General features: G+C 71.2%; 14 protein-coding genes, 4 tRNA genes and 1 other RNA gene. 12 read left to right on the plus strand and 7 right to left on the minus strand.

What is annotated here, in order from left to right; genetic code table 11:
- Nucleotides 1–678, minus strand: a complete 678-nt coding sequence (locus NGF19_RS20665) for an HdeD family acid-resistance protein (protein ID WP_252426546.1) — start codon at nucleotides 676–678, stop codon at nucleotides 1–3.
- A gap of 195 nt (nucleotides 679–873) precedes the next feature.
- Nucleotides 874–961: transfer RNA gene (locus NGF19_RS20670), tRNA-Ser, on the minus strand.
- 72 nt (nucleotides 962–1033) lie between these two features.
- Between NGF19_RS20670 and ffs the strand changes: the two genes are divergently transcribed.
- The 6 genes from ffs to NGF19_RS20700 all read left to right on the plus strand — a co-directional run bounded on the left by ffs (nucleotide 1034) and on the right by NGF19_RS20700 (nucleotide 10769).
- Nucleotides 1034–1130, plus strand: an RNA gene (gene ffs, locus NGF19_RS20675) — signal recognition particle sRNA small type.
- 87 nt (nucleotides 1131–1217) lie between these two features.
- Nucleotides 1218–3446: a DNA polymerase III subunit gamma and tau gene (locus tag NGF19_RS20680; protein ID WP_252426547.1), complete on the plus strand. Its 2229-nt coding sequence runs from the start codon at nucleotides 1218–1220 to the stop codon at nucleotides 3444–3446.
- A 136-nt stretch (nucleotides 3447–3582) separates the two neighbouring features.
- Entirely contained in the window at nucleotides 3583–4839 is a 1257-nt protein-coding gene (purD, locus tag NGF19_RS20685; protein WP_252426548.1) for a phosphoribosylamine--glycine ligase, read from the plus strand.
- 470 nt (nucleotides 4840–5309) lie between these two features.
- On the plus strand, nucleotides 5310–8024 hold the full coding sequence (locus NGF19_RS20690; protein WP_252426594.1) for a hypothetical protein: 2715 nt from the start codon (nucleotides 5310–5312) through the stop codon (nucleotides 8022–8024).
- A 263-nt stretch (nucleotides 8025–8287) separates the two neighbouring features.
- Nucleotides 8288–9784, plus strand: coding sequence for a N,N-dimethylformamidase beta subunit family domain-containing protein (locus tag NGF19_RS20695; protein WP_252426549.1), 1497 nt, complete (start codon nucleotides 8288–8290; stop codon nucleotides 9782–9784).
- An 85-nt stretch (nucleotides 9785–9869) separates the two neighbouring features.
- A complete protein-coding gene (locus NGF19_RS20700; RefSeq protein ID WP_252426550.1) occupies nucleotides 9870–10769 on the plus strand; it encodes a phosphoribosylaminoimidazolesuccinocarboxamide synthase in 900 nt (299 codons plus the stop codon).
- Between the two features lie 60 nt (nucleotides 10770–10829).
- Here the strand turns inward: NGF19_RS20700 and NGF19_RS20705 are convergent.
- The 4 genes from NGF19_RS20705 to NGF19_RS20720 all read right to left on the minus strand — a co-directional run bounded on the left by NGF19_RS20705 (nucleotide 10830) and on the right by NGF19_RS20720 (nucleotide 12133).
- Nucleotides 10830–10905, minus strand: a tRNA-Gly gene (locus tag NGF19_RS20705).
- A 481-nt stretch (nucleotides 10906–11386) separates the two neighbouring features.
- Nucleotides 11387–11462 (minus strand) — tRNA-Gly (locus NGF19_RS20710).
- A gap of 81 nt (nucleotides 11463–11543) precedes the next feature.
- Nucleotides 11544–11615: transfer RNA gene (locus tag NGF19_RS20715), tRNA-Gly, on the minus strand.
- Nucleotides 11616–11815: 200 nt separating this feature from the next.
- Complete coding sequence (locus NGF19_RS20720; RefSeq protein ID WP_252426551.1) at nucleotides 11816–12133, minus strand: histone-like nucleoid-structuring protein Lsr2; 318 nt, start codon at nucleotides 12131–12133, stop codon at nucleotides 11816–11818.
- Nucleotides 12134–12495: 362 nt separating this feature from the next.
- On the opposite strand from NGF19_RS20720, the gene purS reads away from it, so the two are divergent.
- Genes purS through purL form a run of 3 tightly spaced genes read left to right on the plus strand, consistent with a single transcriptional unit; the run spans nucleotide 12496 to nucleotide 15691 of the window.
- Complete coding sequence (gene purS, locus NGF19_RS20725; protein WP_071366785.1) at nucleotides 12496–12759, plus strand: phosphoribosylformylglycinamidine synthase subunit PurS; 264 nt, start codon at nucleotides 12496–12498, stop codon at nucleotides 12757–12759.
- Nucleotides 12756–13436 (plus strand): phosphoribosylformylglycinamidine synthase subunit PurQ, encoded by a 681-nt coding sequence (gene purQ / locus NGF19_RS20730; protein WP_252426552.1) that lies wholly within the window; start codon nucleotides 12756–12758, stop codon nucleotides 13434–13436. The genes purS and purQ overlap by 4 nt, the downstream gene beginning before the upstream one ends.
- Complete coding sequence (gene purL, locus NGF19_RS20735) at nucleotides 13433–15691, plus strand: phosphoribosylformylglycinamidine synthase subunit PurL (protein ID WP_252426553.1); 2259 nt, start codon at nucleotides 13433–13435, stop codon at nucleotides 15689–15691. Before purQ ends, purL begins: the two co-directional genes overlap by 4 nt.
- Here purL and NGF19_RS20740 read toward each other — a convergent pair.
- On the minus strand, nucleotides 15576–17219 hold the full coding sequence (locus NGF19_RS20740; protein ID WP_252426554.1) for an MFS transporter: 1644 nt from the start codon (nucleotides 17217–17219) through the stop codon (nucleotides 15576–15578). The genes purL and NGF19_RS20740 overlap by 116 nt on opposite strands.
- 96 nt (nucleotides 17220–17315) lie before the next feature.
- On the opposite strand from NGF19_RS20740, the gene NGF19_RS20745 reads away from it, so the two are divergent.
- From NGF19_RS20745 to purF, 3 genes are all read left to right on the plus strand, one after another.
- Entirely contained in the window at nucleotides 17316–17957 is a 642-nt protein-coding gene (locus NGF19_RS20745; RefSeq protein WP_252426555.1) for a TetR/AcrR family transcriptional regulator, read from the plus strand.
- A gap of 10 nt (nucleotides 17958–17967) precedes the next feature.
- Nucleotides 17968–18765: a maleylpyruvate isomerase family mycothiol-dependent enzyme gene (locus tag NGF19_RS20750; RefSeq protein ID WP_252426556.1), complete on the plus strand. Its 798-nt coding sequence runs from the start codon at nucleotides 17968–17970 to the stop codon at nucleotides 18763–18765.
- Between the two features lie 221 nt (nucleotides 18766–18986).
- Nucleotides 18987–20513, plus strand: a complete 1527-nt coding sequence (gene purF, locus NGF19_RS20755) for an amidophosphoribosyltransferase (RefSeq protein ID WP_252426557.1) — start codon at nucleotides 18987–18989, stop codon at nucleotides 20511–20513.
- The last annotated feature ends 9 nt before the right edge of the window (nucleotides 20514–20522 follow it).

Raw genomic sequence — 20522 nt, forward strand, 5'->3', positions numbered from 1 at the left:
TCACACCGTGCGTGGGATCCGCTGTGTGTGGCCGTGGAGCCGGATCGCCGTGACGATCTCGACGAGGCCGACCACGACCAGCCACCAGCCGGCGACGAAGGTGAGCACGACGATCGAGGTGAACGGCGAGGTGATCAGCACGATCCCCGCGAGGAAGGTGATGACACCGAGGAAGGCCTGCCAGCCGCGCGCGGGCACGGCGGGGTCATGGACGGCGGCCAGGGTGTGGGTGATCCCGCGGATCAGCCAGCCGATGCCGATCCACAACGCGAGCAGCAGGATCGACTCCAACCGCCCCCGGAAGCAGAACAGGCCCAGCAGGATCGAGAGGGCACCGCTGATGAAGGCCAGGACGCGCAGCGAGGTCGTCCGGTGCGTGCCGAAGGCGGCAGCCAGTTGGAGCACGCCGCTGATGATGAGGTAGATGCCGAACAGGATCCCGGCGACGAGCAGGGAGGGACCCGGCCAGACCAGGAGCACGATCCCCAGGACCAGGGAAGCGACGCCGGTGAGCAGGACGACCTGCCAGGCGGCGCGGGAGAGGGAGTGCAGGAACCCCTCGAAGGGCGGCTCCATGTCGCCGCGGAAGGGCCTGGGCGCGTGCGCGTCCCGCGCGCCATGGACGTGACGGTCGTCGTACTCCGGCCCCCAGGGGGAACCGCTCGGTGTGTCGGCCATGACCCATGCTGGGATCGCGCCTGCGCGCACCGCCACTTCGGGTGGTCCACCCGGCTGACGCGCGGGCCGTCCCGCCGGGTTGCACAACGTGTCGGCCCATGGCCATGGTGTAAGCAGTCACCTGACCTGTGACTCACAAGCCCTGTGGGCATACACCAGAGGGCCGAGCCACATTCGTGACCCGGCCCTCTGAGCTGGCGGAGGATACGAGATTCGAACTCGTGAGGGGTTGCCCCCAACACGCTTTCCAAGCGTGCGCCCTAGGCCTCTAGGCGAATCCTCCGCCGCAAACATTACATGACGTTGAAGAGTGCTAGCGAACTCGTTCGGGCTCCGGCGATCGGGTAGGCTTGGGCACAGCCCCTCACGCGGCGCTATCTGACTGAACTCCCCCAGGGCCGGAAGGCAGCAAGGGTAGGTCGGCTCTGGCGGGTGCGTGGGGGGTCTTGTGCGTTCCGGGTCTGGTCCGGGCCTGGTGGTGCGGGGGCCGCGGCCTTGGGCTGGGCATGTTGTCGGTGGGCGCCTATAACCTCGTATGCGTGTCGTCTCTCGCGTTGTACCGCCGCTATCGCCCGGAGTCGTTCGCCGAGGTCATCGGGCAGGAGCATGTCACTGACCCGTTGCAGCAGGCGCTGCGGAACAACCGGGTCAATCACGCGTACCTGTTCAGCGGTCCGCGCGGCTGCGGCAAGACGACCAGCGCGCGGATCCTGGCCCGCTGTCTGAACTGCGAGCAGGGGCCGACGCCGACGCCTTGCGGCGAGTGCCAGTCCTGCCGGGACCTGGCCAGGAACGGGCCGGGCTCCATCGATGTCATCGAGATCGACGCCGCGTCGCACGGCGGTGTCGACGACGCCCGTGACCTGCGAGAGAAGGCGTTCTTCGGGCCCGCGAGCAGCAGGTACAAGATCTACATCATCGACGAGGCCCACATGGTCACGTCGGCCGGTTTCAACGCACTGCTCAAGGTCGTCGAGGAACCGCCGGAGCACCTCAAGTTCATCTTCGCCACCACCGAGCCCGAGAAGGTCATCGGGACCATCCGGTCGCGTACGCACCACTACCCCTTCCGTCTCGTGCCGCCGGGGACCCTTCGGGACTACCTCTCCGAGGTGTGCGGGAAGGAAGGCATCCCGGTCGAGGACGGGGTGCTGCCGCTCGTCGTGCGCGCGGGCGCGGGGTCCGTCCGTGACTCGATGTCCGTCATGGACCAGTTGCTGGCCGGCGCGAGCACCGACGGCGTGACGTACGCCATGGCCACCTCGCTGCTCGGGTACACGGACGGCTCGCTGCTCGACTCCGTCGTCGAGGCCTTCGCGTCCGGTGACGGGGCCGCCGCCTTCGATGTCGTGGACCGGGTCATCGAGGGGGGCAACGACCCGCGGCGGTTCGTCGCCGACCTGCTGGAGCGGCTGCGGGACCTGGTGATCCTGGCCGCCGTGCCCGACGCCGTGGAGAAGGGGCTCATCGACGCCCCGGCCGACGTACTGGAGCGGATGCAGGCCCAGGCGGGCGTCTTCGGCCCGGCCGAGCTGAGCCGTGCCGCCGATCTCGTCAACGAGGGGCTCACGGAGATGCGCGGGGCCACCTCGCCCCGGCTGCAGCTCGAGCTGATCTGCGCGCGCGTGCTGCTGCCCGCCGCGTACGGCGACGAGCGCTCCGTCATGGCCCGGCTGGACCGGCTGGAGCGCGGTGTCGACTTCTCGGGTGGCGGTGCGAGCCCTGCCATGGGCTACGTGCCGGGGCCCGAGGCGCACGGCGGGGCGAGCGGCGCGGCCGTGCCGCCCGGTGGTGGTGCCGCGGCGGCTCGTGCCGCGGTGCGTGCCGGTGGGACGCCCGCTCCGGGCGGGTACGAGAGCGGGGCGGCGCCCGTTTCGCCGCCCCCGGCAAAGACCGCTCCTGCTGCCGCCCCGGCGCCCGCCGTCCCTGCGGCTCCGCAGCCGCAGGCCGCTCCCGCAGCCGCTCCCGCCGCCCCCACGGCGACTCCTCCCGGTGCCTGGCCGACCGCTGCCGCCGCGGGTGGCGGCCGGAAGCCCGGCGGGTGGCCCACGGCCGCCTCCGCGGGCGCGGGGCGGGCTACGGCCGCACCCGCCGTTGCCGCCCCGGCACCCGCGGCCTCTCCGGCACCCGCCGCCTCCGCCCCTGCTACCGCGTCGGCGCCCGGCGGGCTCGACCCCCGTGTGCTCTGGCCGAACATCCTGGAGGCCGTCAAGAACCGCCGCCGCTTCACCTGGATCCTGCTGAGCCAGAACGCCCAGGTGGCGGGCTTCGACGGGACGACGCTGCAACTCGGCTTCGTGAACGCGGGCGCGCGGGACAACTTCGCGAGCAGCGGCAGCGAGGACGTGCTGCGGCAGGCGCTGGCCGAGCAGTTCCATGTGCAGTGGAAGGTCGAGGCGATCGTCGACCCGTCCGGCGGCTCGGCCCCGCCCGCCGCCACGGGCTCCGGGTCCGGCGGCGGCTTCCACTCCGGTGGAAGCGGAGGCGGCGGTGGATACGGCGGTGGCGGCGCATCTGCCGCGCCGCGCCCCGCACCCCAGCAGGCCGCCGCCCCGGCGGCGCGCCCCGACGCATCGACGGCATCCTCACCGTCCCCGGCGGCGCCCACGGCGCCCGCTCCGGCCGCCGCCGAGCGTCGCGTGGTCGCCCCCGAGGACGACATGCCGGAGGAGGACGACCCCGACCTCGACGAGTCGGCCCTCTCGGGTCGCGAACTGATCGTCCGGGAGCTGGGGGCGACGGTCGTGGAGGAGTTCACGAGCGAGTAGGCCGCGAAGAGGCGCGAAGAGGCGCGGAGCAAGGGCACTCTTCGGGCCTCTTTGGGATGAACCCACAAGTCCGTGCCCGGCTCCGCTTCGGTGGCCCCCACAAGGCCGCGCGACTCCGCCCGTTAGGCTGACCCCCGTGAAGGTCCTTGTCATCGGTAGCGGTGCCCGCGAGCACGCCCTGTGTCGTTGTCTCTCCCTCGACCCCGACGTCACCGCGCTGCACTGCGCCCCCGGCAACGCCGGTATCGCCGAGGTGGCCCGGCTGCATCAGGTCGACGCCCTCGACGGAAAGGCCGTCGCCGCGCTGGCCACGGACCTCGGCGTCGACCTGGTCGTCGTGGGCCCGGAGGCGCCGCTCGTCGCGGGTGTCGCCGACGCCGTACGCGCCATCGGCATCCCCGTCTTCGGCCCCTCCCAGGAGGCCGCGCAACTGGAGGGCTCCAAGGCCTTCGCCAAGGACGTGATGGCGGCGGCGGGCGTCCCCACCGCGCGTTCGTACGTCTGCACGGACGCACGCCAGGTAGAGGAGGCGCTCGACGCCTTCGGCGCCCCCTATGTCGTGAAGGACGACGGCCTCGCCGCGGGCAAGGGCGTCGTCGTCACCACCGATCTGGAGGCCGCGAAGGCCCATGCGGCCGGCTGCGAGCGCGTCGTCATCGAGGAGTTCCTCGACGGACCCGAGGTGTCCCTGTTCGCCGTCACCGACGGCACCACGGTGCTCCCCCTCCAGCCCGCCCAGGACTTCAAGCGCGCCCTGGACGGCGACGAGGGGCCGAACACCGGCGGCATGGGTGCCTACTCGCCGCTGCCATGGGCCGACCCGAAGCTGGTCGAGGAGGTCCTGGAGACCGTCCTCCAGCCCACGGTCGACGAGATGCGCCGCCGGGGCACCCCGTTCTCCGGGCTGCTGTACGCGGGTCTTGCGATCACCTCGCGCGGGGTACGCGTCATCGAGTTCAACGCCCGTTTCGGCGACCCCGAGACCCAGGTCGTCCTCGCCCGTCTGAAGACCCCGCTCGGCGGTCTGCTGCTGGCCGCCGCCGACGGCAGCCTCGCCGACCTCGAACCCCTGCGCTGGAGCGACGACGCGGCGGTCACCGTGGTCGTGGCCTCGCACAACTACCCCGGCACCCCGCGTACCGGCGACCCGATCACCGGACTCGACGAGGTGGCGGACCAGGACGCCCCGTTCGCGTACGTCCTGCACGCGGGCACCCGGCGCGAGGGCGACGCGGTGGTGAGCGCGGGCGGACGCGTGCTGTCGGTCACCGCGACCGGCACGGACCTGGCCGAGGCCCGCCGCCGGGCGTACACGGCCGTGGGCCGTATCGGGCTCGACGGCTCCCAGCACCGTACGGACATCGCGGCAAAGGCGGCGACGGCCGACATCTAGGGACATCCAGGGCCTGACTCGGCACCAGCGCCTGGCCGCGCCCAAGCCGCACCGCGCGCCCGGCCGGAGACGGTCCGGAGACGGCACAGACATCCAAGGGCCCCGTATCCGTCGCAGGATGCGGGGCCCGCGCGCGTGTCCGTCCTGCGGCGAAATGTGCGACGAGGCGTGCGATGAGGGGGCAAGCATGGGGGAGATCCTCGCCCTGGGTCATCCACCTTTCCCCAGAGCCATTCCATCGAGTGACCGATGGCCCATCCGGCTGACGACGGCCGGGGCCCCAACTAGGGTGCCGCGCAAGCGTTCCGGCACTTGGCCCACCGGCATTGCGATGTCAGTGACGGGTGCCACAGTGGGGGAGTGAGCAACGCACGGGCATCCGGCGGCGACTTCCGTGACGGAGAGCGTCACGGCGTCTGTCGCGCCGGGCAGAGGTGGGACAGAGGGGGTGCCGTTCGGTCGTGACCGGGATGAGTGTGGAGATGGGCGCGCAGGCCGCGCGGTCACGGGCCCTTGCCGTGCTGCGGGTCCGCGGCCGGGCGCTGGCCGCCGCCCTGCTGCCCGCGGCGGTCGCCGTCGTGCTGCTCGCCGGTGGCGCCACCGGCCACCTCAGCGGGGGGCACTGGACGACCGCGCGCTGGATCACGACCGGCGTCGCCGTGGTCGTCCTGCTCTCCGCCACGGGTGTCGCCCTCGTCGTCTCCCGCGCCCGCCCGGCCATGAGCCCGACGGTCCCGATCGCCGAGGAGTCGGCCCCGGATCTGTACCGCATGGTGCGCGATCTGGCGGACCGCCTCGACGTCCCTGCCCCGTCCGCGATAGCGCTCACCCCGGACTGCGACAGTTGGCTGGAGGACCGCACCCACCCCGCCCACGGCAAGCCCGCCTCCGCGTCCGCGCGCGAGACGGCGGGGACCTGGGGGATACGCGGCCTGTCGGGGTCCCGGCAGCATCGCGCCGCGCCCGTGCTCGTCATCGGCTCGCCGTTCCTGTGGTGGATGCGGGTGGGCGAGCTGCGCGCGGTCCTCGCCCCGGTCGTCGCCGGTACGGGCCCGTCTGCGCACCCTGACATAGCGGCGGCGCGCCGCTTCGTACGGGGGCTGGACGCGGCCGTGGCCGTGACGTCGACGCCCGGCCGCGGCCCCCTGACCCGTACGGTGCTGACCGGCGTCGGCTGGGTGGTCCGCCTGATGCTGCGAAGCTGCCGCGGGCATGCCGCGGAGATGGAGCGTGGTGTGGCGGCGGCAGCGGCCGTGCGCGCGCAGACGGTCGACTACGGTCTGCGGATCGTCGCCCAGGAGCAGGTCGGGCTGGCGTACGCGGGCTGGGACCGGCTGCTGACCCGGGTAGCGCTGCCGGCCTGGCGGATGGGGCGCTGGCCGTCGCGCCTGGACGCGGGTGTGGTCGCCGCGCTCACGGAACTCTCGCGCCGGGACCGGCTGGCCGAGAGCTTCACCTCCCGCCTGGGCGAGCGGCCGGCCTGCGATCTGCTGGAAGAGCCCGGCATCGTGGACGAGGCCGCGTCGCTGCTCGCGGCCCGGCTCTTCCACGGAGGTCCGGCCCGGCCCGGCCCGGACTGGGCCCCGGTGGACTGGCAGGCCTATCCGGACGAGGTCGTCGACCGCAAATGGCGCACGGACGCGGCCCGCCTCCAGCGCGTCCTGGACACCCTGGGCGTCCACCACACCACGGACACGACCGCACCCGACGCGGACGAGCCGACCCTGGACCGGGTGCTGGAGTACCTGACGGTCCGGGCGGACGGCGGCGAGGCCGCGGGAGCACGGGGCATCGCCCGCGCGGGCGGCGCGGAGCGGGCCGAGCCGTCCGGACAGGCCAAGCGGCCCGGGAGAAGTGAACCGGTCAGGCGGATCGAGCGGAACGGGCAGGTGCAGCGCGCCGAACGGGCTTCCGGCGGTGCGGTGATACCCGAGACTGCGGAGACGCCGGGCGAGAAGGACGGGTCCGGAGACGACGGCCCGTCCAGCGGCATACGCGCCCGCGCGGGCGGCGCGCCGGAGGGCGGACGAGGGACGGACGATCTACGAGCCGCGAGTACCGGAGGGGGGACGGATGACCTGCAGCCCGGCGAAGGCACCCCCGGCGACGTACATGTCCCGAACGGTGGTGCCTCCACGGACGAGGTCCACCGAGGCCCTGCGAAGGCTGACGGCGCTGACGGTGTGCCGGACACCCCGGTCGGCGGCGACGGCGACGTGCGCGCCCGGAACGGTGAGGCTTCCGAGGGCGCGGCCCGCCGTGACCCTGCGACGGCCCCTGGCCCCGAAGGTGCGCCCGACGGCCCGGTCGGCGGCGAGGGCAACGTGCACGTCCCGAACGGTGGTGCCTCCACGGGCGAGGTTCACCGTGGCCCTGCGACGGCCCCTGGCCCCGAAGGTGCGCCCGACGGCCCGGTCGGCGGCGAGGGCAACGTGCACGTCCCGAACGGTGGTGCCTCCACGGGCGAGGTTCACCGTGGCCCTGCGAAGGCTGACGGCGCTGACGGTGTGCCGGACACCCCGGTCGGCGGCGACGACGTCCACGCCCGGAACGGTGGCGCTTCCTCGGACGGGGCCCACCGTGACCCTGCGCCGGTCGGCGGCGAGGGGGACGCGCACGTCCCGAACGGCGACGCTTTCACGGACCGGGCCCGCCGCCGCCCTGCGACGGCCCCCGACCCCGAAGGTGCCCCCGGCGCCCCGGACCGCGGCGGCGATGCGGCGGGTGACTTCGACGGCGCCCCCGCGGTCCTGTTCGCCCCCGATGACGAGAGTCTTCTCGCCGATGCGCGTACCGCTGCCCTCCTCGCCGGGCTCAGTGCCGAGGTGGCGCGGGAGGAGGCGGCGATACCCGACGGCGCGGACGCCGGACAGTCGGCCGCGCCGGATCGCACGCCGTGGGACGACGGGATACTCCCGCTGTTCCCGCTCCAGCCGCCCAGCACGGGCCGCGAACTGCTCGTCGACCATGTCACCGCGATGGTGTGCTGCGCCGCGATGGACACTGCGGGGGCGGTGCCGGGCCTCGACTGGCTGGACGGACCGTCCCTCCTGGTCCGGGGCGAGCGCACGGCCGACCTGGCGTCCCGGGTCCTCAGCCTGGTCGAGGAGGGCGACCCGGCTCCGCTGCGCTCCTGGCTCGTCGGACTGGGCATACGACCGGAGAAACCGCTCCGGTTGGCCTGACCGTCTGACCTTCGGCCGACCTGTCCGCCGTCGCGACCGACCGCCACAGGACCCGTCCCCTCTGCGCAAGCCCTCCACACAGCACGGCCGCAGCCCTCACCACTGGCCGGAACTTCCCATTCCGGTCACGTCAATTAGCGACGAACGGTGACGGAGTGCGTGCGTAATGTGATGTGCTGGGACCGATCGGGCGCCGGCCACAAGCTATCGGGCGCAAGGCAAGAGCCTAGAAGGCTCACGGGGGACGAGGGAGGGGACATCGTATGGGCTCGGAGCACATTCGCCGTTGGGAGTCGGGTGCCCTCGCGCACGCGGTGACGGACCCCTTCGGCCAGGGGCCGGTTCCTTGGCTGCGGGGCAGTGAGACGTACTTCGACGACACGGGCCATGTGGTCCCCTGGTACGTGGATCCGGCCCCGCCCCCCCTCCCGTCCCAGGCCAACGGGGCGCGCATCCCGGCCCCGCGCACGAGCAGCCCTCGCTCGGCCGACGACGTCCACCGCCAGATCAAGGGCTTCACGTCCGCGGGCGCGGTGGCCCCCGGCGAGGCCATCGACTTCCACATCACGGTCGACCCGCCGCAGGAGTTCAGCGTCGACGTCTACCGGATCGGGCACTACGGCGGCGACGGCGCCTTCAAGATCACCACCAGCCCCCGTCTCCCCGGCATCGTCCAGCCGGCCCCGCTCACCGCCGACCGCACGGTCTCCTGCCACCACTGGTGGCTCTCCTGGCGGCTGCCGATCCCGTCGTACTGGAGCGTCGGCGCGTATGTCGCCGTCCTCACCACCGCCGACGGCTACCGCTCCCATGTCCCCTTCACGGTCCGCGACACCCGCCCGGCCGACCTGCTCCTGCTGCTTCCCGACGTCACCTGGCAGGCGTACAACCTCTACCCGGAGGACGGCCACACGGGCGCCAGCCTCTATCACGCCTGGGACGCCGACGGCCGGTTGCTAGGCGAGGCCGAGGCCGCGACCACGGTCTCCTTCGACCGCCCCTACGCCGGAGCGGGCCTGCCCCTCCACGTCGGCCACGCCTACGACTTCATCCGCTGGGCCGAGCGGTACGGCTACGACCTCGCCTACGCCGACGCCCGCGATCTGCACGCGGGCCGGGTCGACCCCACCCGCTACCGGGGCCTGGTCTTCCCGGGCCACGACGAGTACTGGTCCACACCGATGCGCCGCACCGTGGACCTCGCCCGCGAACACGGCACCTCGCTCGTCTTCCTCTCCGCCAACACCATGTACTGGCAGGTCGAGTTGGGCCCCTCCCCATCGGGCGTCCCCGACCGCCTCCTCACCTGCCGCAAGCGCCGCGGCCCCGGAAAGCCCGCGCTGTGGCGGGAGATCGACCGTCCCGAGCAGGAGACGATCGGCATCCAGTACGCGGGCCGGGTGCCCGAACCCCACCCCCTCGTCGTCCGCAACGCCGACCACTGGCTGTGGGAGTCGACCGGCGCTCATGAGCGCGACGAGCTGCCGGGAATGGTCGCCGGGGAGGCCGACCGCTACTTCCCGCGCGCCCGGCTGCCCGAGCATCTGAACCGCATCCTGCTCTCCCACTCCCCGTACCGGGACAGCGAGGGCGCCCTGCGCCACCAGGAGACCTCCCTGTACCGGGCCCCCTCCGGCGCGCTGGTCTTCGCCTCCGGAACGTTCGCCTGGTCCCCCGCGCTGGACCGCCCCGGCCATGTGGACTCCCGCATCCAGCAGGCCACCGCGAACCTCCTGGACCGCATCTGCAAACGGGACTGACACGTTCCGGACGGGCCCCGTGGTCCGGCTCGCCGCCCGCATACGGGAGAATCGAGCCAGTTGGAGAGAACCACGGGGAGGAACCGTGTCCGGATTCGTGGAAAAGCCCGAGCCTGTACAGGTGCCGGGTCTGGTGCATCTGCACACCGGGAAGGTGCGCGAGCTGTACCAGAACGAGGCGGGCGACCTCGTGATGGTCGCCAGCGACCGTACGTCCGCATTCGACTGGGTGCTGCCGACCGAGATCCCGGACAAGGGCCGGATCCTCACCCGGCTCTCGCTCTGGTGGTTCGATCAGCTCGCCGATCTGCTGCCGAGCCATGTCCTGAGCACGGAACTGCCGCCCGGCGCGCCCGCCGACTGGGCCGGGCGCACGCTGATCTGCAAGTCACTGCGGATGGTTCCGGTGGAGTGCGTGGCCCGCGGCTACCTCACCGGCTCGGGGCTCGTCGAGTACAAGCAGTCCCGTACCGTCTGCGGCCTCGCCCTCCCCGAGGGCCTGGTCGACGGCTCGGAGCTGCCCGCCCCGATCTTCACCCCCGCGACCAAGGCCGCGGTCGGCGAGCACGACGAGAACGTCTCCTACGAGGAGGTCGCCCGCCAGGTCGGCTCGGAGACCGCCGCCGAGCTGCGGCAGGCGACCCTCGCGGTCTACGGTCGCGCCCGCGACATCGCCCGTGACCGAGGGATCATCCTCGCGGACACCAAGCTGGAGTTCGGCTACGACGGCGACACCCTCGTCCTCGCCGACGAGGTGCTCACCCCGGACTCCTCCCGCTTCTGGCCGGCGGACCAGTGGGAGCCGGGCCGCGCCCAGCCGTCGTTCGACAAGCAGTTCGTACGGGACTGGCTCACGTCCCCGGCCTCCGGCTGGGACCGCTCGAGCGAACAGCCGCCGCCCCCGCTGCCGCAGGAGGTCGTGGCGGAGACACGCGCGAAGTACGTGGAGGCGTACGAGCGTCTGACGGGCCTCACCTGGTCCTAGTACCGCCCAGTACGGGAAACACCGAAGGCCCCGGTCGTCATGACCGGGGCCTTCGGTGACTGGAGCGGACGACGAGGCTCGAACTCGCGACCTCAACCTTGGCAAGGTTGCGCTCTACCAACTGAGCTACGTCCGCACTGCGCACTGCGCGAGAGCAACTATACCCAACCTCACTCGTGCGCGAGACGCACCGCCGCCCATCGCTGTCCGCACCCGGTCGGGTCCTGGCGGCTCTCAGCGCAGCGCGGCTCGCGCGGCGATCTCCGCGCCGGGCACCTCGCTGATGTCCGTGCTCCGGCACCTCGGCCTCGCATGCGATCAGCTCCGAACGCCGACCGGGGGCGCGTCGGCGACCAACTCCGGTTCCACGCAACGGGGTCCAGTGGGCACGGCGCGGACGACCCCATCGCGCCGTTCGCCGCTGACGGCCTGCGCAGCGAACTCGCGCGCCCCGTCGCGAGGCTCGTTCCGCAGGAGCGGATTGCCTGTGACCAGTGACGATCAGCCCCGGGCTCCGGGGAGTTCGGCGCACGCGGATGTGGCAACCCTCACAGGACCCGACCGACTCGCGAGGGAAACGAAAGAGACCCCGGTCCACTGGACCAGGGTCTCTCTTCTGGAGCGGACGACGAGGCTCGAACTCGCGACCTCAACCTTGGCAAGGTTGCGCTCTACCAACTGAGCTACGTCCGCATATGCTCCCGACCGGCTCTCACCGATCGGTGCGAGCACCAGCCTACCTGATCCACAAGGATGGTCGGACCGATGCCGTAGAGCGGGTGACAGGAATTGCACACTGCGCCTCCCCCTTGGAAAGGGGGTGTTCTACTACTGAACTACACCCGCGCGTCCTCGGGGTTCCGGCCTTTCGGCCTTGCCCCTCGGCGTGCTCCAGACTCTAGCTGATCACCAGGGGGAGAACGCAAGTCGGCTGCCGGCAGGGGCCGATGGGGGTGTGAGCGGCTGCCGGGCGCCGAGCGGCGGGGTGCGCGCCGGCGGGCTCCGGGCGGACCCGGTCAGGTCCGCCCGGAGCCCGCCCGGACACCTCAGTGCGCCTGCGCGAACGCCTCGTACACCTTCTTGGGGATGCGGCCCCTTGGCGGTACGTCCATGTTGTGCGAGCGCGCCCAGGCGCGGACCGCGGCCGGGTCGGGCGTCAACGCCGTGTGCGTGTACGACTTCCCGGACTTCGCCTTCTTGCGCCCGGCCTCGACGTACGGCGCCAGCACCTTGCGCAGCTTCTTTGCATTGGCTCGATTGAGGTCGATCTCGTACGACTTGCCGTCCAGACCGAAGGCGATGGTCTCCGCCGCTTCCGAGCCGTCGATGTCGTCAAAGAGAGTGACTACGACACGCTGCGCCACGAATATCGGTCCCTTCGTGCGACACCTCCGCGGCCACCCTTCCCGACGTGCACAGACGTCGGAAGATGACGGAGAGATGTCGACTGTCCGGCAGTAATTGAGCGAAGTATCGGCTATTGCCATTTCCTTTGTACAGTGCCTGGCATTGCACTGTGAAGACCGACGGAATGCCTCCGCGTGTCCGAGGGGCAATGCTCTCCCCGGCTTCTGCGGATTTTCCAATGATTTTCCTTGCGATCTCCGCAGGTGGTCGCCACTGTGTCGTGACGGCGGTCACGTAGGAAGCTACGAATCTACGCGAGTAGAAATTTTGTGCGGGTAGTCTGAAGGGACCTGCTCAGCACCACACACCGGGAGTGCCAGTGGCACGCGTCGTAGTCGACGTCATGCTCAAGCCGGAGATTCTCGACCCGCAGGGCCAGGCGGTGCAGCGCGCGCTGCCGCGGCTCGGATTCGAGGGTATCTCCGACGTACGTCAGGGAAAGCGATTCGAACTCCAGGTGGACGGGCCGGTCGATGACGCCGCGCTCGCCCGTATCCACGATCTGGCGGAGTCCTTCCTCGCCAACACCGTGATCGAGGACTTCACCGTCAAGGTGGAGGAAGTGGCGGAGGCTGCGAAGTGACCGCTCGTATCGGCGTCGTCACTTTCCCCGGCAGCCTCGACGACCGGGACACTCAGCGCGCGATCCGCCTCGCGGGCGCCGAACCGGTCGCTCTCTGGCACAAGGACAAGGACCTGCGCCAGGTCGACGCCGTCGTCCTGCCGGGCGGCTTCTCCTACGGCGACTATCTGCGCGCGGGCGCCATCTCCCGCTTCTCGCCGGTGATGGAGACCGTCATCGAGCAGGCGAAGGCCGGCCTTCCGGTGCTCGGTATCTGCAACGGCTTCCAGGTCCTCACCGAGGCCCATCTCCTCCCGGGCGCGATGCTCGGCAACGACCACCTCCACTTCATCTGCCGCGACCAGAAGCTGCGCGTGGAGAACGCGCGGACCGCCTGGACCAGCGACTACGAGGCGGGCCAGGAGATCCACATCCCGCTGAAGAACATGGACGGCCGGTACGTCGCCGACGCGTACACGCTCGACAAGCTGGAGGCCGAGGGGCGGGTGGTGTTCCGCTACCTCGACCTGAACCCCAACGGCTCGCTGCGTGACATCGCGGGCATCACCAACGAGGCCGGGAACATCGTCGGCCTCATGCCGCACCCCGAGCACGCCGTCGAGCCGCTGATCGGTACGGGTCGTACCGACGGTCTGCCGTTCTTCACCTCGATTCTCAAGAAATTGGTTGGCGCATGAGCCGGACGCCTCTGGACACGGTCGAGCATGCGGCCGAGACCCCCGACGTCGAGCTGCCCTGGGCCGAACTCGGCCTGAAGAAGGACGAGTACGAGCGGATCGTCGAGATCCTGGGCCGCCGCCCGACCGGCGCCGAGCTCGCCATGTACTCGGTCATGTGGTCCGAGCACTGCTCGTACAAGTCCTCCAAGGTCCATCTGCGCCAGTTCGGCGAGAAGGCCCCCGAGTCCGACGCGCTGCTCGTGGGCATCGGCGAGAACGCCGGTGTCGTGGACGTCGGCCAGGGATACGCGGTCACGTTCAAGGTCGAGTCGCACAACCACCCCTCGTACGTCGAGCCCTACCAGGGCGCGGCCACGGGCGTCGGCGGCATCGTGCGCGACATCATCGCGATGGGCGCCCGGCCGGTCGCCGTCGTGGACCCCCTGCGCTTCGGCGCGGCCGACCACCCGGACACCAAGCGGGTGCTGCCCGGCGTCGTCGCCGGCATCGGCGGCTACGGCAACTGCCTCGGCCTGCCCAACATCGGCGGCGAGGTCGTCTTCGACGCCTGCTACCAGGGCAACCCGCTGGTCAACGCCGGTGCCATCGGCGTGATGCGGCACGAGGACATCCATCTCGCCAAGGCGTCCGGCGCGGGCAACAAGGTCATCCTGTACGGCGCCCGGACCGGCGGCGACGGCATCGGTGGCGCCTCGATCCTGGCCTCCGAGACCTTCGACGACGCGAAGCCCTCCAAGCGCCCCGCCGTTCAGGTCGGCGACCCCTTCCAGGAGAAGCTCCTCATCGAGTGCACCCTGGAGGCGTTCCGCGAGAAGCTGGTCGTCGGCATCCAGGACCTGGGCGCGGCCGGTCTGTCCTGCGCCACGTCCGAGCTGGCCTCCAACGGCTCCGGCGGCATGCGCGTGACCCTGGACGACGTACCGCTGCGCGACTCGACGCTCTCCCCCGAGGAGATCCTCATGAGCGAGTCGCAGGAACGGATGTGCGCGGTCGTCGAACCGGCGAAGGTCGACCGGTTCCTGGAGATCTGCGCCAAGTGGGACGTCATCGCCACGGTCATCGGCGAGGTGACCGACGGCGACCGGCTCGAGATCTACTGGCACGGCGGGAAGATCGTCGACGTCGACCCGCGGACGGTCGCGCACGAGGGCCCGGTGTACGAGCGCCCGTACGCCCGTCCGCACTGGCAGGACGCGCTCCAGGCGGACGACGCGAACAAGCTGCCGCGCCCGGCCACGGGTGCGGAGCTGAGGGAGCAGGTCCTCCGGCTCGTCGCCTCCCCCAACCAGGCCTCGAAGTCCTGGATCACCTCGCAGTACGACCACTTCGTGCAGGGCAACACGGTTCTCGCCCAGCCCGAGGACTCCGGGATGATCCGGATCGACGAGTCGTCCGGGCTCGGCGTCGCCATCGCGACCGACGGCAACGGCCGGTACGCGAAGCTCGACCCGTACACGGGCGCACAGCTCGCGCTCGCCGAGGCGTACCGCAATGTGGCGACCACCGGCGCCAAGCCGCTGGCCGTCTCCGACTGCCTGAACTTCGGCTCGCCCGAAGACCCGGCCGTGATGTGGCAGTTCGCGGAGGCCATCCGCGGACTCGCCGACGGCTGCCGGCAGTTGGGCACGCCGGTGACCGGTGGCAACGTCTCGCTGTACAACCAGACCGGTGAGGCGGCCATCCACCCGACCCCGGTGGTCGCGGTGCTGGGCGTCATCGACGACGTCGCCCGGCGCACTCCGGTCGCCTTCCAGGAAGAGGGCCAGCTCCTCTATCTGCTCGGCGACACGCACGAGGAGTTCGGCGGCTCGGCCTGGTCGCAGGTCGTCCACGACCACCTCGGCGGGCTGCCCCCGCGGGTCGACCTGGAGCGGGAGCGGTTGCTCGCCGAGATCCTGATCTCGGCGTCCCGCGACGGCATGATCGACTCCGCGCACGACCTGTCGGACGGCGGTCTGGTCCAGGCGGTCGTGGAGTCGGCCCTGCTGGGCGGCAAGGGCGCGCGGCTGGTCGTCCCCGACGGCCTGGACGCGTTCACCTTCCTGTTCTCCGAGTCGGCCGGCCGCGCGATCGTCGCCGTGCCGCGCTCCGAGGAGATCCGCTTCAACGACATGTGCGGTGCGCGGGGTCTGCCCGTCACCCGCGTCGGTGTCGTCGACGGCGACACGGTCGAGGTGCAGGGCGAGTTCGAGCTGTCCCTGGCGGAGCTGCGCACGGCCCACGAGGGGACCATTCCGGCGCTGCTGGCCTGACACCCACCGCTGAGGGGCCCCGTCCGGGACTGACACCGGGCGGGGCCTTCTCATACGGCCGCGGGTTCCTCGGCGGCCGCGCCTCCACCGGTCGCGCCCTCGGCAGCCGCAGGGCGAGCAGCACGGACAGCGCCATGAGCGCGGCCCCGCACAGGAACACCGTGTCGAGGGCGGAGACGTAGGCCGTCAGGCCCGCCGTACGGTCCGCGCCGCGCAGCATGGCCAGGGAGCCGACATCGCCGGGGCCGTCGTAGAGGCGGCTCAGCAGGGTGCCGAAGAGGGTGGCGCCGAGGGCCCCGCCGAGGGTCTGGAAGAAGCGGATCGCGGTGGTGGCGACGCCGAGTTGGTGGACCGGGGCCGACTGCTGCACCAACTGGATCAACTGGCCGAGGAGTTGACCGAACCCGAGGCCGACGAGCAGCAGGGCCGCCCGCAGTTGCCACAGGGAGGTGTGGGTGCCGGTGGTGCCCAGCAGCAGGTAGGCGGCCGTGCCCAGCACGGACCCGCTGATCACGAACGTCCGCTCGGACCAGCCGCGTTCGGTGAGCCACCCGGTGAGGAAGCCGACCGCCATGATGCCCGCCGCCATGGGGATCAGATACAGGCCGGCGGAGGAGCTGGTGATGCCGCGGACGAGCTGGAGGTAGACCAGCACGTAGTAGATGACGCCCATCATGGCCGCGCCCATGAGCCCCTGGATCGCGAAGCCCAGGCGCAGTTCGCGGATGCGGAAGAGCGAGGGCGGCAGGATGGGTTCGGCGGCGGTGAACTGGCGGCGCAGGAAGAGCCCGAGAGCGCAGACGCAGGCCAGGGCCAGGCCGATGATCTGCGGCGAGGTCCACGCGTACTGCTTGCCGCCCCATTCGGTCACCAGCAGCAGAGCGGTGGAGAACGCGGCGGCGAGCGAGGCGCCGGTGAAGTCGATCGAGCGGCCGGTGGTGGGGCGGGGGAGCTTCAGCACGACCACCGCGGTGGCCAGGGCGGCGATGCCGAGCGGCAGATTGACGTAGAACGCCCAGCGCCAGCTCGCGTGGTCGGCGAGGAAGCCGCCGAGCCAGGGGCCCACGGCCATACCGCCGCCCGCGACGATCCCGCCGGTGCCGGCGCCCTGGTTCTTCTTCGCGTCGGGCCTCGCGAGCTGGGCGATGACGACCATCGTCACGCTCATCAACCCGCCCGCGCCGATGCCCTGTACGGCCCGGGAGGCGATCAGCACGCCGATCGACCGGGCCGCGCCGCACAGGGCCGAGCCGCCCAGGAAGGCGCTCAGGGCGCCGAGGAAGACGGGCTTGGCGCCGAGGGTGTCGCAGAGCCTGCCGTAGAGCGGGAGCATCGCGGCGGACGCCAGCGAGAAGGCGCTGACCAGCCACGGGATCTTGTCGATGCCGTGCGCGGGATCGAGGTCGCGGACGATCGGCACGGTGGCCGCCGAGACGATCTGCAGGTCCAGGACGGCCAGAACGATCGTGACGAGGCAGGCGAGTAAGCCGAGTTTGCGTCGGGTGTCGGTCAGCCGGTTGTCGGTCATGGACAGCACCATGGCCCCGATTCGTGTACCGAGTCAATGTTTAATCGCAGAGCAACTTTCGGCTCGGGCTAAATTTCGCCTTGGTACAGTGGCGCCATGGCTGCTGAGGCGATGGGGCTGCGCGAGCGCAAGAAGCACCAGACGGGGCTGCGGATCTACCGGACCGCTATCGCCCTGTTCGCGGAGAAGGGCTTTGAGGCCGTCTCGGTCCAGGAGATCGCCGACGCCTCCGAAGTCTCCAAGATGACCGTCTTCAACTACTTCGGCACGAAAGAGGACTTGGTCTTCCGGCCCATGGTCGAGCACTTCTCGGACGCCGCCCGCGCCGTACGCGAGCGCGCACCCGGCGAGTCGGCGGTGGACGCCGTACGACGGCAGTTCCTGGAGATGATCGAAGGGCGCGATCCATCGGTCGGCCTGCACAGCGAGCCGTTCGCCCGTCGGATCCGCGAAGTCATCATGGCGACGCCGGTACTGAAGGAACGCGCCTACGTCGAGTCGGAGAAGGGCGCGCGCGCACTGGCCGACCTGCTCACCGAGGAGACCGGCGACGCCACGCTCGCGCTGATCGCCGCCACCACGCTGACCGCCGCCCGCGGTGCCCTCGTCGAGGAGCACTACCGCCGCATCATGGACGGCGAGAGCACCGAGCAGGTCGCCGCCGACGCCGCCGAACGCGCGAACCGCGCCTTCGACCTGGTCGCAAAGGGCCTGCACGGCTACGCGGTCAAGGCCTAGGCTCACCGCCATGCCCCCGGCCAAGAAGCGCACCAGGACCTACGATCCGGTGAAGACCCGCATCGCGGTTCTCGCCCAGCTCGCGGGTGTACGGGACGCCGTACGCACCCTGACGCCCGAGCAACTCGCCCTCCCCACACGGCTGGAGGGCTGGAACGTACGGGAACTGGTCGCGCACATCGGGATGGCCGTCACGGCGGTCGGCCGCGCCCTCGACCTGCCGGAGCCGGTGCGGCAGGACGCCTCGCTGCTCGACTGGCCGTTCGCCACCTCGGCCGACGCCGCCGCCATCGACGAGTTCACCCGGCAGCTCGCCCAGGACCACCCCGACCTCGACGCCTGCCTCGCCGAGGCCCAGCAGGACCTGACGCGGCAGCTCGACACGTACCCCGGTACCCGGCTGCTGGCCACCCACCGCGGCGCCCTGCCGCTCGCCGACTACCTCGTCACCCGCGCCGTCGAACTCGTCGTCCACACCGACGACCTCAACGCCGCCGTTCCCGGGCTCGACGTCCCGTACGACCGCCAGGCCCTCGCCGCCGCGACCCGGCTGCTCGCCGACGCGCTCGCGGTGAAGGCACCCGGTGCCTCGACCGAGGTGCGCATTCCGCCGTACGCCGTCGTGCAGTGCGTCGAGGGCCCCCGGCACACCCGCGGCACCCCGCCCAACGTCGTCGAGACCGACCCGCTGACCTGGATCCGGCTGGCCACGGGGCGGACGGCCTGGCGGGAGGCCCTGGCGGACGCCCGCGTCAGCGCGAGCGGGGACCGGGCCGACCTCACGGAGCTGCTGCCGCTCATGGCCTGAGGCGGAGGCCGGGAGTGCGCGGGATGTGTGACGCCTCACTCGATTCCGCGGAACGGGAATCATCGCGTCCGCGTGCTGTGCGGGTATGCCCCGGAGGACGCGCCAAGCGCTGCTGACCTGCGAAAACGCCGTACGTCCGGTAGAGGTCGGGGGTGAGAGGCCCGGAGATTGGTCCCCTCCCCAGTTCGGACCAGCGGTCGGCCTCGAATACACTCGGGAACGTGCCACGTGGTGACGGTCGACTCAATCACGACTTGCTCCCCGGTGAGAAAGGCCCCCAGGACGCGTGCGGCGTCTTCGGTGTCTGGGCTCCGGGCGAAGAGGTCGCAAAGCTCACGTACTTCGGGCTCTACGCCCTCCAGCATCGGGGTCAGGAATCCGCGGGAATCGCGGTCAGCAACGGCTCCCAGATCCTCGTCTTCAAGGACATGGGCCTGGTGTCCCAGGTCTTCGACGAGACTTCTCTCGGTTCGCTCCAGGGTCATATCGCGGTCGGTCACGCCCGCTACTCGACCACCGGCGCCTCCGTGTGGGAGAACGCCCAGCCGACGTTCCGCGCCACGGCCCACGGGTCGATCGCGCTCGGCCACAACGGCAACCTCGTCAATACGGCGCAGCTCGCCAAGATGGTCGCCGCCCTCCCCAAGGAGAACGGCCGCGCCACACAGGTGGCCGCGACGAACGACACGGACCTCGTCACCGCCCTCCTCGCGGGCCAGGTCGACGACGACGGCAAGCCGCTGACCGTCGAGGAAGCGGCCCCGCTGGTCCTTCCGCAGGTCAAGGGGGCCTTCTCGCTCGTCTTCATGGACGAGCAGACCCTCTACGCGGCCCGCGACCCGCAGGGCATCCGCCCGCTGGTCCTCGGCCGCCTGGAGCGCGGCTGGGTCGTCGCCTCCGAGACCGCCGCGCTCGACATCACGGGCGCCAGCTTCGTCCGCGAGGTCGAACCGGGCGAGTTCATCGCGATAGACGAGAACGGCCTGCGGTCGTCACGATTCGCGGATGCGAAGCCTCGCGGCTGTGTCTTCGAGTATGTGTACCTGGCCCGCCCCGACACCGACATCGCCGGGCGGAACGTCTACCTCTCCCGCGTCGAGATGGGCCGCCGCCTCGCCAAGGAGGCCCCCGCCGAGGCCGACCTGGTCATAGCGACCCCGGAGTCCGGCACCCCGGCCGCCATCGGTTACGCCGAGGCGAGCGGCATCCCCTTCGGCGCCGGACTGGTCAAGAACGCGTACGTCGGGCGTACCTTCATCCAGCCCTCGCAGACGATCCGCCAGCTCGGCATCCGCCTGAAGCTGAATCCCCTCAAGGACGTCATCAAGGGCAAGCGCCTGGTCGTCGTCGACGACTCGATCGTGCGCGGCAACACCCAGCGGGCGCTGGTGCGGATGCTGCGCGAGGCGGGAGCCGCCGAGGTCCACATCCGGATCTCCTCCCCGCCGGTGAAGTGGCCGTGCTTCTTCGGTATCGACTTCGCCACCCGCGCCGAGCTGATCGCCAACGGCATGACGGTCGAGGAGATCGGCACCTCGCTGGGCGCCGACTCCCTGGCGTACATCTCCCTCGACGCCATGATCGAGGCGACCGCCATCGCCAAGCCGAACCTGTGCCGCGCCTGCTTCGACGGTGAGTACCCGATGGAGCTGCCGGACCCGGAGCTGCTGGGCAAGCAGCTCCTGGAGACCGAGCTGTCGGCCGGTCCGGCCGACACGGCCGCGACGGACGCCATCCGCCGTCCGTGAGCCCCTCCC

The sequence above is a fragment of the Streptomyces macrolidinus genome, from assembly GCF_023887685.1.
Taxonomy (GTDB): Bacteria; Actinomycetota; Actinomycetes; order Streptomycetales; family Streptomycetaceae; genus Streptomyces; species Streptomyces macrolidinus.

Coding starts and splice junctions, on each gene's coding strand:
- NGF19_RS20665 (WP_252426546.1), bottom strand. CDS start 678: ATGGCCGACACACCGAGCGGTTCCCCCTGGGGGCCGGAGTACGACGAC.
- NGF19_RS20690 (WP_252426594.1), top strand. CDS start 5,310: ATGAGTGTGGAGATGGGCGCGCAGGCCGCGCGGTCACGGGCCCTTGCC.
- NGF19_RS20695 (WP_252426549.1), top strand. CDS start 8,288: ATGGGCTCGGAGCACATTCGCCGTTGGGAGTCGGGTGCCCTCGCGCAC.
- purL (WP_252426553.1), top strand. CDS start 13,433: ATGAGCCGGACGCCTCTGGACACGGTCGAGCATGCGGCCGAGACCCCC.
- NGF19_RS20740 (WP_252426554.1), bottom strand. CDS start 17,219: ATGACCGACAACCGGCTGACCGACACCCGACGCAAACTCGGCTTACTC.
- NGF19_RS20745 (WP_252426555.1), top strand. CDS start 17,316: ATGGCTGCTGAGGCGATGGGGCTGCGCGAGCGCAAGAAGCACCAGACG.
- NGF19_RS20750 (WP_252426556.1), top strand. CDS start 17,968: ATGCCCCCGGCCAAGAAGCGCACCAGGACCTACGATCCGGTGAAGACC.